This window comes from Luteimonas aestuarii (genome assembly GCF_004357985.1).
Lineage (GTDB): Bacteria > Pseudomonadota > Gammaproteobacteria > Xanthomonadales > Xanthomonadaceae > Luteimonas > Luteimonas aestuarii.
Map to the genome: position 1 here is coordinate 1 of NZ_SMTF01000021.1, position 12,888 is coordinate 12,888.

The 12,888-nt window shown below is 67.1% G+C and carries 7 protein-coding genes and 1 pseudogene; 2 read left to right on the forward strand and 6 right to left on the reverse strand.

Annotation, left to right across the window (positions count from 1 at the left end; all coding sequences use genetic code 11):
- Positions 1–242: 242 nt before the first annotated feature.
- The 6 genes from E2F46_RS16345 to E2F46_RS16370 all read right to left on the reverse strand — a co-directional run bounded on the left by E2F46_RS16345 (position 243) and on the right by E2F46_RS16370 (position 10,604).
- Positions 243–1,514, reverse strand: a complete 1,272-nt coding sequence (locus E2F46_RS16345; RefSeq protein ID WP_133323654.1) for a sugar ABC transporter substrate-binding protein — start codon at positions 1,512–1,514, stop codon at positions 243–245.
- Between the two features lie 9 nt (positions 1,515–1,523).
- Complete coding sequence (locus tag E2F46_RS16350) at positions 1,524–3,158, reverse strand: glucoamylase family protein (protein WP_133323655.1); 1,635 nt, start codon at positions 3,156–3,158, stop codon at positions 1,524–1,526.
- 83 nt (positions 3,159–3,241) lie between these two features.
- Positions 3,242–6,301: a TonB-dependent receptor gene (locus E2F46_RS16355; RefSeq protein ID WP_133323656.1), complete on the reverse strand. Its 3,060-nt coding sequence runs from the start codon at positions 6,299–6,301 to the stop codon at positions 3,242–3,244.
- A gap of 101 nt (positions 6,302–6,402) precedes the next feature.
- Positions 6,403–7,410, reverse strand: a complete 1,008-nt coding sequence (locus E2F46_RS16360) for a LacI family DNA-binding transcriptional regulator (protein WP_133323657.1) — start codon at positions 7,408–7,410, stop codon at positions 6,403–6,405.
- A gap of 238 nt (positions 7,411–7,648) precedes the next feature.
- A complete protein-coding gene (locus tag E2F46_RS16365; RefSeq protein WP_133323658.1) occupies positions 7,649–9,940 on the reverse strand; it encodes a glycoside hydrolase family 3 N-terminal domain-containing protein in 2,292 nt (763 codons plus the stop codon).
- Between the two features lie 364 nt (positions 9,941–10,304).
- Complete coding sequence (locus E2F46_RS16370) at positions 10,305–10,604, reverse strand: YciI family protein (protein ID WP_133323659.1); 300 nt, start codon at positions 10,602–10,604, stop codon at positions 10,305–10,307.
- A 459-nt stretch (positions 10,605–11,063) separates the two neighbouring features.
- Here E2F46_RS16370 and E2F46_RS16375 point away from each other — a divergent pair, with 459 nt between their 5' ends.
- Positions 11,064–11,993, forward strand: a complete 930-nt coding sequence (locus E2F46_RS16375) for a segregation and condensation protein A (RefSeq protein WP_133323660.1) — start codon at positions 11,064–11,066, stop codon at positions 11,991–11,993.
- 35 nt (positions 11,994–12,028) lie between these two features.
- A pseudogene (gene scpB, locus E2F46_RS17880) lies at positions 12,029–12,883 on the forward strand (SMC-Scp complex subunit ScpB); the annotation flags it as partial.
- Positions 12,884–12,888 lie beyond the last annotated feature (5 nt).

The window sequence follows — 12,888 nt, forward strand, 5'->3', positions numbered from 1 at the left end:
GGGGGAGGGAGTCGCCATGTGTGCCTCGCGCGCTTCTGCCCCTTCCCCCGCCTGCGGGGGAAGGTCGGGATGGGGGTACGTTCCGACGCGACGACAACGATCGCGCCCGCCTCGCCCCCTCCCCGGCCCTCCCCCGCGAGCGAGGGAGGGAGTATCAAGCCGTAATGTCCGTCGAATGCGACTTCGGTCAACACGGACTGCGAAGGACGTTGCAACGAAGGGCGCGGGCACGGAAACGGCCCTCATCGCTCCGCACCCTGCTCCAGCACCCAACGCCGCTTCTCCAGCACACCGTCGACACGGGCATCCAGCGCAGTGACCGCGCGATCCTGCGATTGCCCGCCGCGGACCACGCGCTCGGTCGCCAGGCGCATCTCCTGGACCACGCGCTCCCACTCCAGAACCTTCGGCACCGGCCTGACCCGCTCCAGCTGGTCGCGGAACGCCACGGCCAGTTCGTCCTGCCGCAACGACGGCGTGTCCCAGGTGCTTCGACGCGGCGGCAGGTTGCCGATCAGCGCATGGAAGCGCGCCTGCACCTCGGGTCGCGACAGGTATTCGACCAACAGCCACGCTTCATCCTTGCGCTCGGACGACTTGAACAGCACCAGGCTGGCCCCGCCCGCGATGCCAGCGCCGGGACCGTCCGGGCCGGGCAAGGCCATCGTCGACCACTTGCCCTCGAGCGCCGCCGGCTGGCGCAGCCGGAATTCGCGGATGTTCCAGGGCCCGGAGAGGTAGAACGCATAGAAACCGTTGAAGAATTCGTCCCACACGTTGGAGATCTCGGTCTCCGACATCCGCGGCGCCCAGCCCTGCTCGAACATGTTGGCGTAGAACGCAAGCGCGGTACGGAAGCCTTCGCTCCGGAAGTTGCCGTAGCGGTCGCCATCGCGCAGCAGCGGGTCGTCCTGCTGCAGCGCCAGCGACAGCTGCTGCTCGAACTCGTTGACCGGCAGCAGGATGGCGTAGCGATCAGGGCCGACGTTGCGCTTGATCGCCGCCATCGCGCGTTCCCACTCGGCCCAACTGGTCGGCGGCGCGTCGAAGCCGGCCTCGGCCAGGATGTCCTTGCGATAGAACAGCAGCCTTGTATCGACATACCACGGCACGCCAAGCAACTGGCCGTCGACCACGCTGGTGTCCCAGATGCCTTCGAAGTAGTCGGCCTGGTCGATCATGGGCGACGCATCCACGCGCGCCTGCAGCGGCTCCAGCGCCCCCAGGGTGGCGAATTCGGGGATCCAGGTGTTGCCCAGCTGGCAGATGTCCGGCAGGCCGTCGGCGGCCCACGCCGTCAGCAGTTTCTCGTGCGCGGCCGTCATCGGGATCGCCTGCACCTCGACGCGGATGCCGGGATGCTCGCGCTCGAAATCGCGTACCAGTTCGGCCACCACCTCCGCTTCCTTGCCCATGGCCCAGAAGCGGAGGGTCGTGGTGGCATCGTCGCGCTTGCACGCCGCCAGCAACAGCGCGGCGACGACAAGCAGGGCGATGGCGACCGGACGCGGCATCGGCGCAGTCTACTGCGGTGGTTCCGACGCCCTCGGTTCGACCGGGCGACTGTCTTCCTGCGAACGGACGCGCTGCTGCGCGCGGCCGATGTCCTCGGCGTTGGCGGTCTCGAGATCCGGCTCGCCCGAGGTGCGCGGCCCGTCCTCCGGTGCCAGCCAGCCGCCGGTGAACCCGGCGCGCTCCAGCCCGCGACGGATATGCGGGTTGCGCCGCATCACGCTCCACACGAAGTCGCTGCGGTAGTTGGCGATCATGGCCAGGATCGGCCCCTGGTCGATGGCGATGTAGTCGCTCGCCACCCATCCCTGCCCCGGCACGATGCGGCCGGTCTTGAGCGGGATGTCGTACTCGAAGCTGGGATTGAACGCGTCGAGGAAGCCGTAGCTGGAATACAGGAATTCGCCATAGCGACGATGGATCTCTTCCGTGGCGGGAATCACGATCTCCGGCGCGAACGCGATCGAGGCCACCGCGGCCGTCGGCGCAAGCGTGCCATCGTCGAAGGCGTTGCTCAGCCCGGCGCCGCGTGCACTGTAATGGCGGAACTGGCGCTGCTCGCCCCGGTACTCCTGCGTGGTGTGCTGCGGGCCATCGCTGGCGGTCAGTCCCCACACGTTCTCGCCGTAGCCCTTCCACTGCATCGGGTTCTCGATGGCGTAGGCGCGCTGGGCGTAGGTGGCGCGGCGGCTGTTCTCGAAGTAGTCCATGCCGCGGTCGCGCATGTAGGCGTCGCGGATGCCGCGGAAGTCCACCCAGGTCTGCGTGTACTGGTGGCCGAAATGAGGCGCGAAGCTCAGGTATTCCTGCCCCTGGAACACGCCCCACTCGGTGTCGTAGGTGCTGCTCCACGCTTCCCACGCATCAGGGTCGACCGGATGCGTCGGCGAACCCAGCGCGAGGATGTAGACCAGCATCGCCTCGTCGTAGCCGTTCCAGTCGTGCGGAATGAAGCCGCGCTCGGGATACCAGCCCATCGAGATCAGCGGCTTGCGCTGCTGCATCCACGGCCATTCGACGCGGCGATAGAGTTGTTCGGCCAATTCCCGGATCTCGGCCTCGCGCGGATCGTCGCCGTCGTAGTACGACTGCGCGAACAGCGCGCCCATCAGCATCAGGCCGGTGTCCACGCTCGACAGTTCCACCCACGTGTTGTAGCGGTGGCCGGTGTCCATGTCGATGAAGTGGTAGAAGAAGCCCTTGTGCCCGGCGCGGCCTTCGGCCTGCGGGCCCTGGGGCGCCTCGCGCAGGAACTTCAGCGTGGCCAGCGTGCGATCCACCGCCTGCGTGCGGCTGACCCAGCCGTTCTCGATGCCGATGGGATACGCCGTCAACGCGAAGCCGACGGCGGCGATGCTGGAGAACGGACGCGACGGGAAGCGGTCCGGCGTGAGGCCATTGGCCTCGTTGGTGGTATCCCAGAAGAACTGGAAGGTGCGCCGCTCGATGTCGCGGAACAGCGGCGGCAGTTCCGGGCGCGCCGGCGCGGCTTCCACCTCCGGCTCTACGACCACCTGCTCGATCGGGCCGGGTTTGGGGGCGTCTACGTCGGCCGGTGCAGGGGATTGCCGGCACGCGCCGAGCGCGAAAGCCAGCAGTAAAGACAACAACAGACAAGGAAACGGTCGCAGGTCGTGTGTTCGCATCAGCCCATCTTGCAATTGAAATCGGTTACACCATCAGCCTAGAAAAAAGCCGGCCACCGCAGTGGCCGGCCTGGAGGAAAGGCTTACCAGTCGAGTCCGAACGACAGCTTGAAGGTCTGGGTCGGGAACTGGATCGCATTGCCGTTGCGCAAACCGACGTTGGGGTTCGGCGGCCCACCCGGATTGCCACGATTGGTGTCGAAGGACGTCCAGTTCCTCCAGTTCAACGCATTGATCAGGTCGGCGCGGACCTTGAAGCTGAGGTCGGAACCCGTGTTCCATCGCTTCTCGACAGCAAGGTCGAGCTGCTTGAAGCCGATCGAGCCTTCCGGCGTGACCGGGTCGTAGAACGCGCGCAGATCCCCGCAATTGGCCTGCCCGGTGATCGGACCGCAAGTGCCGTTCGCCGGCGATTCCAGGCGGTTCACGGACAACAGCGGGATCGGCGACGACACGACGAGCTTGCCGCTGAAGATCAGGTCCCAACCCGGCGAGAAGATGCCGGACAGCACGAGGCGATGTTTCGCCACGCCCGTTGAGTCACGGAACTCGTTGCCGGCATATGCGTAATCGAACAGGAACGTCTCTTCGTTGGAGGCGTTGGGACGGTTCTCCTTGCCGTCCGTCAACGTGTAGGCCACGTTCACCCCCCACGGCGAGACTTCGGTGAATGGCTTGTCCAGCGAGAGCAGCAGGGAAGTGCTGCGGTACTCGAAGCCGTTGTCGCCGAGCAGCAGCCCGCCCACGCCGGGAACATTGTCGCCGGGACCATTGCCGAACGTCTGGCCCAGGCTTTCGTACTGGTGGAACGTGCCGTCGGCCCGGCGGCGACCGTTGCGGAAGTAGATGCCGTCGTAACTGCGGATGTGGGCGACGGTGACCGATGAGTTCCAGTCGTGCCCGGCAAAGGGGATGGTATTACGGATGCCGAGGCTGAACTGGTCGGAGTATGGCGTCTTGAGGTCGTTGTTGATCAGGAACACTTCACTCTGCGTACCGGGCGGATTGGTGGCGGCATAGGCGGCAATGCCTTCGGCCGTCAGCAGCGACGGATCCCACGGCACGCAGGCACGGTTGTCGGCGGCGGCACCGCAGGGATGCAGCGGCGTTTCGAACCCGAGGGTGACGGTGGTGGTGGCGCCGGAGTAGAACTCGCGCGCCATGTAGTCGAAGATGTTCCGGTCGTACGCGCGGCCCGCGCCACCGAACACCACGTGGCGCTGGTCTGCGAACAGATCGTAAGAAAACCCGAGCCGCGGCTGGATCGCGCCCTTGAACGCGGACCGGTTGCTGCCGTTGCTGATGTAGTCCTCGATGTCGTAGTCGGTGTTCTGGATGTTCGGCCAGTTGCGCAGCTGCGTGGCGATGAACGGATCCAGCACCTGGTCCTCGTAGCTCGGATTGGCCTCGTAGTCCCAACGGACGCCGAGGTTGAGCGTCAGCTTGTCGCTGGCCTGCCAGTCGTCCTGGATGTAGATGCCGAACTGCTTGTTGGCCGACGTCACGAACGGGTCGCGACCCGGGCGGACCGCACCGTACTGGATTTGGTACGGACGATCGACCGTGTCGAACACGTCGTAGAAATACTGCGGGAACGGCGGGAAGAACTGGAACGCGTTCAGGTCGACCTGCTTGTACTTGATGCCCATCTTCAGCGTGTGGTTCTCCCACCCGAAGTAGGTCAGGTCGTCCTGGAACGCCCAGCCCTTCTGCCCCTTGTCCTGACCGTTGGTGCCGCTGCCGGTCCACAGCACCACGGTATTGTTGTTGGGGTTGGTCTGGTTCGGCGTGATGACGGTGTAGCGAATGCCCGGCACCGGACTGAGCGGCGACGGGTTGTAGGAAGATTCTTCATACGTGAGCTGGGCATCGTTCAGCCAGTTCATCGAGTTGAACTGGTGTCGCAACGCGACGCGGGTTTCGTCGTTGATCAGCGCGGTTCCCGCCGATGCGATGCGCTGGGTGTTGCCCACGTCGAGCACGCCCACCTCGTCTCGATACCTGGCGGTGAGCTCGATGAGGTTCGACTCGTTCGCCTGGAAACTCAGCTTGCCGAAGTACACCTTCTGGTCGAAAGGCTGGCTGGCGGGGCCATAGAACTGCGTGATCGATGCCGGCAGCGTCACCGCGCTGGCCACACTGGACGGCGCCGCGATGAAGCGCGGCACCACGTAGTCCTTGGCCTCGTAGGTGAAGAAATAATGCAGCCGGTCGCGCAGGATCGGCCCGCCGACGGCAAATCCGTACTGCTCGGTCCGTTCCTCGGCCTTCTGTCCCGCGGCCTCCTCCTGCGGCGAGGCCTTGCGCCAGTCGTCCGAGGTGCGATCCCAGTAGAAGCTTCCGCTGAAATCGTTGGTGCCCGATCGCGTCACCGCCGTGACCGCCGCGCTGCTGATCTGGTCGTACTCGGCCTTGTAATTGGACGTGATGACCTTGTACTCGGCGATCGCCAGCTGGGGGAACGGGTTGCCGCGGCTGTCGTCCTGGCCGGTGATGCCACCCGGAGTGACGTAGTTCTTCTGCCCGACGCCGTCGATGTACACGTTGATATTGCTCGCACCCTGTGCACCACTGCGCAGGCGCGATTCGCCATTGTTCGATTCGGTGAACACCATGCCCGGCACGAGATCGGCGAATGCCAGGAAATTACGCGAGTTCTGCGGCAACAGTTCGATCTGCTGTCGGCTGACGTAGGTCGCAACCTCAGACGTGCGGGTCTCGACCAGCGCCGCGCCAGTCACCACCACTGTGTCCAGGTCGCGTGCATCCGCGGTGCCGGCTTCCGCCACGCCGCCAACGCCAAGGTTCAGCGTTGCCGTCTGGCCGACGGCGAGGGTGACGTTCTGCGAGGTGGTCTGCCCGCCTGCGGTCACGTCGATGCGGTACGTGCCCGGCGGCAGGCCGCCGAGGTTGTAGGCGCCGCTGGCGGTGGTCTGGACGCTGCGGGTCAGGCCCGTGGCGAGATTCGTGGCGGTGACGCGGGCGTCGCTGGCCGGGGCGGAATCCGCCGAGACCCGGCCCTGCAGCGTGGCCGACGTGGATTGCGCGAAGACCGCGGGGGCGGCCATCAGCATGCAACCGGCCAGTGCACAGCACAGCAGGCTGCGGTTGAAGCGGCGTGGTGCGCGGATCTGTTGCTTCATGGTGGTGCCCCTCCCAGGGCTGGAACAGATGTGTAATCGCTTACAACGTGGTGTAAAAAAAACCGGTCAGACCAACGCGCCGGGCAAGGCGCGGCACGGGCTCATGGGGTTGCCTTCGTCGTCGAGTCACGCACCACCAGCTTCGGCACGAGCGGGACGTGGGTTCGGGGGTCCTGCGCACCATCCCCGACCTGTTCAAGCAGCGCACGGATGGCGCGCGCGCCCAGGTCGGCGATTTCCACGCGCATCGTCGTGAGCGCGGGGTGAACGTAACGTGCAAGCGGAATATCGTCGAAGCCAGCCAACGCGATGTCCGCCGGGACGCGCACGCCCGCCTGGCTGAGGGCGAACAGGCAGCCCAGGGCCATCATGTCGTTGGCTGCGAACACGGCGTCCGGGCGCTGCGCCGCCGACAACAGCGCCTGGCCGGCACGGTGCCCGGAGGCCTCGTCGAAATCGCCCGGCAGGACCCACGGCTCCGCATCGGGCAACAGGTCCGCCATGGCATCCCGGTAGCCGCGCAGGCGCTCGCTGGCATCGAAGTTGTCCGCCGGGCCGGTGATGAAGGCGATCCGGGCATGCCCGGCGTCGGCCAGGTGGCCCACCATCGCGCGCGCGCCGGCATACCCATCCACGCAGAACGTGGCCCGGTCGCCGGCCGCCAGCCGGGTGTTCATCAACACCAACGGCATCGCCGGCGCCAGGTTCTCGGAAATGAAGTCCTCGGTACCCACGAAGGGCGACATCAGCAGCAAGCCGTCGACGCGGCCGCGCATGGCACGCAGCGCATTGCCCTGCTCTTCGGGATTACCGTGGTAACTGGAAACCAGCAAATGCAAGCCACGCTCGCGCGCAACCTGGTCGATGCCCCGCATCAGCTCGGAGAAGAATTCGCCATACAGGTCGGGCAGCACCACGCCCACGGTATTGGTGCGGCGGCTGCTGAGGCTGCGTGCCGCGTGGTGCGGGCTGTAGCGCAGCTCGTTGGCCACGCTGACGACGCGCTTGCGGACTTCCTCCGCCACGTTCTGGTGTCCGTTGAGGGCCCGCGAGACGGTGGCGACCGACACGTTGGCCCTGCGCGCGACATCTTTGATGGTGACGCTCATCCGCCCTCCCGGATGATGTTGTCGAGCCGACTGTAACCGTTTTCAGCCAACCGTGTAAACGCGAGCTTCGCAATACCAAATACTGCATGGAAAACAGTGGGTTGACGTATGAATCCAGCAGCTGGAATCATGCTGTGATGCAGCATATATGTCCTGCAGGACATCCGCCACAGGGTACCGTGGCCAGCCGGCTGTCAGGCCGGGCGATGGTCGTCTGCCCCGACAGGCACCATGAGCGTCAACGCACCACCTCGAATCGCGCCTCCAGTTCCGCCGTCGAGCTGCCCCCCACGAACACCGTGAACGTGCCTGGCTCGACCACCTTGCGCAGTCCGGCATCCAGCAGCGCCATGTCGGCGAAGCCGAGGTCGAAGGTCACCGTGCGCGACTCGCCCGGCTGCAGCGCCACGCGCTGGAAGCCGCGCAACCTGCGGACCGGCTGGGTCACGCTGGCCACGTCGTCGCGAAGATAGAGCTGCACCACTTCCTCGCCTGCGCGCTGGCCGGTGTTGGTCACGCGCACGCTGACCTGCTGCTGCAGCGCATCCTTAGACACGCGCGGGCTTGCCACCTGCACCGCGTCGTAGGCGAACGTGGTGTAGCTGAGCCCATGGCCGAACGGATACAGCGGCGTCCACGGCACGTCGATGTACTTGCTGGTGTACTTCTCTTCCTCGCTGGGCGGGCGGCCGGTGTTGCGGTGCGAATGGAAGATCGGGATCTGGCCGACGTTGCGCGGGAAGGTCACCGGCAGCTTGCCCGAGGGATTGACGTCGCCGAACAGCACGTCGGCAATCGCATTGCCGCCTTCCACGCCCGGGAACCACGCCTCCAGCACCGCGCCCACCTTGCCCTGCAGCGCACCGATCGACAGCGGCCGCCCGTTGAGCAGCACCACCACCACCGGCTTGCCGGTCGCGGCGATCGCCAGCGCCAGGTCTTCCTGCGCGCCCGGCAGGTCCAGCGAGGTGCGGTTGTGCGCTTCCGCACTCATGTCCGGATGCTCGCCGAGGAACATCACCACCGCATCGGCCTGCTGCGCCGCGCGGATGGCCTCGTCGAAACCGGACCGGTCACCGCCCTCGATGTCGGTGCCGGCGGCCACGACCAGGCGCGTGCCCTCGCCCAATGCCGCCTGCAAGCCTTCGAGTGGCGTGACCACGTCTTCCTGGCGCCCGGCGACCGCCCAGTTGCCCAGCATCGCCTGCCGGTGTTCGGCCAGCGGACCGATCACGGCCAGCGTCGGCAGCGACTTCGACAGCGGCAGGGTGGCGTTGTCGTTCTCCAGCAGCACGAAGGACTTCTGCGCCAGGCGTCGAGCCGCTTCGCGCTGCTCGGGGTTGAGTGTCAGCGCGGCCTCGCGCGCCGGATCCTTGCAATAGCGGTACGGGTCATCGAACAGGCCCGAGCGGTACTTCGCATTGAGCATGCGGCGCACGGCTTCGTCGATCTGTTCCATCGACACCCGGCCGTCCGCGATCGCCGCCGGCAGGTCTTCGTAGTAGATGCGGCTGACCAGGTCGATATCGACACCGGCGTTGATGCCCAGCGCCCCGGCTTCCTGCCGGTTGGCGGCCACGCCGTGCGGCATCAGCTCCATGATCCCGGTGTAGTCGCTGACCAGCACGCCGTCCCAGCCCCACTGCCCGCGCAGCAGGCCATTGATCAGGCCGCCGTGTGCATGCATGGGCACGCCGCCGACGTCGTTGAACGCGGCCATGATCGACTGCACGCCCGCATCCACCGCAGCCTTGAACGGCGGCAGGTAGACCTCGTGCAGGGTGCGCTCGGAGATTTCGGCGGTGTCGTAATCGCGGCCGCCGTCGGCGGCGCCGTAGGCAACGAAATGCTTGGCAGTGGCCAGCACCGTGTCCGGGGCGGCCAGGTCGTCGCCCTGGAAGCCCTGCACCCGCGCGGTGGCGAGTACGGCGCCAAGGTACGGGTCCTCGCCCGCCCCCTCGACGATGCGGCCCCAGCGCGGATCGCGCGAGACGTCCAGCACCGGCGCGAACACCCAGTGGATGCCATGGGCCGACGCCTCGACCGCGGCATGGCGCGCGGCGATGCGGACTTCCTCGACATCGAAGCTTGCGGCCTCGCCCAGCGGCACCGGGAACAGCGTGCGGTGCCCGTGGATCACGTCGTAGGCGAAGATCAGCGGGATGCCGAGGCGGGTCTCCTCCACCGCGATCTTCTGCAGGCGGCAAGTCAGCTCGACGCCGTGGGTGCCGAAGAACGAGCCGATCTCGCCGCGGCGGATCTGGTCCTCGTTGCCGGCCATCGCCTCAGGCCCGGTGTGGTTGCCCACGCCCGGCGGCTGGTTGAGCTGGCCGAGCTTTTCCTCCAGCGTCATCTTCGCCATCAAGGCATCGACGAAGGCGCGCTCGGCGGCGCGGTCGCCGGCCGAGGAGAACGCCGCCTTCGGAGTGCCTGCGGATGCGTCACCGCCCGCGGCGGCGGGGGCTGTCAGCGCCACGGCCATGAGCCCCGCAAGGACAGCGTTGGATAGGGTGTCTGTTTCACGGGTCATCGCCCCTCCCGGCGTCATCGATACGCCGGAATGTAATCGTTTTCAGGCAAGGATGCACGGAACGGGTGCCCACTCGCCGGTCAGTTGGGCCCGGACGAAGAAAATTAGAGTTCTTCCACCAAGCTCTTGGAACACCTAAGGCGCCTGCCGTTTTCCGGCGCACGGGTAAAACCCAGGCCAGGGTCGGCGCCGTTTCGCTTGTGTCGAACGCGCGATGGTCTGTCCAGCGCAGGTTGGATGCCACCGAACCCAAGCGGATATCGGGCCACGACTTGCAGTGCCATCGGGCCTGCGCCACCGCGCGGCGGCGCCTTCCCCTCGACCGGGGGAAGATCCAGGAAATGTCTCCGGGGCGACGCTCCGGTCAGGGCAGCACCTTCCGGAACGGACGCACCTCGACCCGGGCGTACACGCCGGCCTCCACGTAGGGATCGGCCTGGGCCCACGCGCGCGCGGCCTGCAGGGATTCGAACTCGGCCACCACCAGGCTGCCGCTGAAACCGGCCGGCCCAGGATCCTCTGCATCGATGCGCGGGCATGGCCCGGCCAGCAGCAGCCGGCCCGCGTCGCGCAACGCCGTCAGCCGCTCGAGATGGCGCCCGCGCGCCTGCATGCGCGCCGCCAGCACGTCCTCGCCGTCGTAGCCTTCGATCGCGTACCACATCGCATCCACCTCCGGTCCGGGCAGGGATTGTAGGCGCGGTTCATGCCCCCGCTGGACAGCGCAAGCGACAGCACTTACCCTGAATCCCAGTTCCCGGGTACGAATGCAGCGCCTGTCGGCAGGTTCCGACACCCGATCCACCCAGATCCGCTGATCCTTCGCCCCGGTTCGACGCCCCTTTCGCAACCCGTCTTTCGCCGGCCCGGCCGTCGAGCGCGCGCTGCGCATGGACGTCGATCACCAGTCCCACGACTCCCGCGCCACCACGGCGTGGTCGTAGTGGTTGGACCGGCACCGGACGCCCGCTCGAAGCCAAGGCCCGCCGACCGTACGCGCGCCACCTTCGACTCCGGCGCCAGCAGTCACGGCAACGCCGCTTCAATTGCATCCACCGCATCGGACCCCACGCACGGGGCCGCGCACAGAATCGCAGTGGCCCGGAGAGGGGCCGCAAACCCGATGACCCAATCCGGTCCCGCCACCGCTCCCGATGCCTCCGAGGACAGCAGGCTGTCGCCTGCATCGGCGCCGCAGCAACAGGAAATGCCCCTGGCGATGGTGCACGGCCAGGCGGTGCTGCAGATGCCGCAGGACCTGTACATCCCGCCGGACGCGCTGGAGGTGATCCTCGAGGCGTTCGAAGGCCCGCTCGACCTGCTGCTGTACCTGATCCGCCGGCAGAACCTCGACATCCTCGACATCCCGGTCGCCGAGATCACCCGACAGTACGTCGACTACATCAACGTCATGCAGGAGCTGCGCTTCGAGCTGGCGGCCGAGTACCTGGTGATGGCCGCGATCCTGGCCGAGATCAAGTCGCGCATGCTGCTGCCGCGCCCGGTCAGCGAGGAAGGCGACGAGGGCGACCCGCGTGCCGACCTGGTCCGCCGCCTGCAGGAGTACGAACGCTTCAAGCAGGCCGCGGAAGACATCGACACCCTGCCCCGCATGGACCGCGACACCGCGACCGCGCACGCGCACGTGCCGGACCGCGCCTCGGTCAAGCTGCCGCCGCCGGTGGAACTGCGCGAGATGCTGCTGGCCCTGCACGACGTGCTCAAGCGCGCCGAGCTGCTGACCAGCCACGCGATCAAGCGCGACGCCCTGAGCGTGCGCCAGCGCATGGGCGAACTGCTGACGCGGCTCGAGGACGGTGCCTTCCACCGCTTCGAGGCCCTGTTCGATCCGCACGAAGGCAAGCTCGGCGTGGTGGTGACCTTCCTCTCGGTGCTGGAGCTCGCCAAGGAGCGCCTGCTCGACGTGGTACAGGAAGCCCCGCTGGCACCGATCTACGTCAAGTCCCTGGCCACCGGGCGCGGTGAAGGCGGAGCACTGGAGCTCTCCAGCGAATTCGACGACATCGACGCCGACAACGACACCCGCGCCTGACCCGCGCAACGCACACACCGGATACCGCACGACCGATGGACCAAGCCCTGATCAACCGTATCGTCGAAGCCGCCCTGCTGGCGGCCAGCCAGCCGCTCACCCTGGTGCAGCTCAACGGTTTGTTCCCGCTGGACGAGCCCGCGCCCGATGGCAGCGTGCAGCAGGCGCTGGCCGACCTGCAGGCCGCCTGCGCCGACCGCGGGGTGGAACTAGTGGAGGTGGCCTCCGGCTGGCGCTACCAGGTCAAGGCCGACGTGCACCCCTGGGTGGCGCGGCTGTGGACCGAACGCCAGGTGAAATACACACGCGCCACGCTGGAAACGCTGGCGCTGATCGCCTACCGCCAGCCGATCACCCGCGGCGAGATCGAGCAGGTGCGCGGCGTGGCGGTGAACAGCAACATCATCAAGGCGCTGGAAGAGCGCGAATGGATCCGCGTGGTCGGGCATCGCGACATCCCGGGCCGCCCGGAACTGCTGGGCACCACCAAGGGCTTCCTCGACTATTTTGGCCTCAAGCGCCTCGACGAGCTGCCGCCCCTGTCGGAACTGAAGGACTTCGGCGAACTGGAGCCGCAGTTCGAATTCGGCGACGCGCCGCGCGCCGTCGGCGACGTCGCCTCACCCGATGGCGACACCCACTCCGGCACGCTGGAACACGTCGACGACCCCGATGCCGGAACCAGCGCCGACGCTTCCGGCCTTGCGGGCGGCGCCGACTTCGCCGCCAACGACGACGGCAGCGACGAAGGCGACGCGCCCACCGACAACGGCGACGACCCGCAGGCCGACGACCAGGGCCACGAAGACGCCGGCGACGACGACAGCGACACCCCACCGACTTCGCCGGACGACGGCGACGCGCACAACGCAACCAACGCCCCCGCCGACGATGG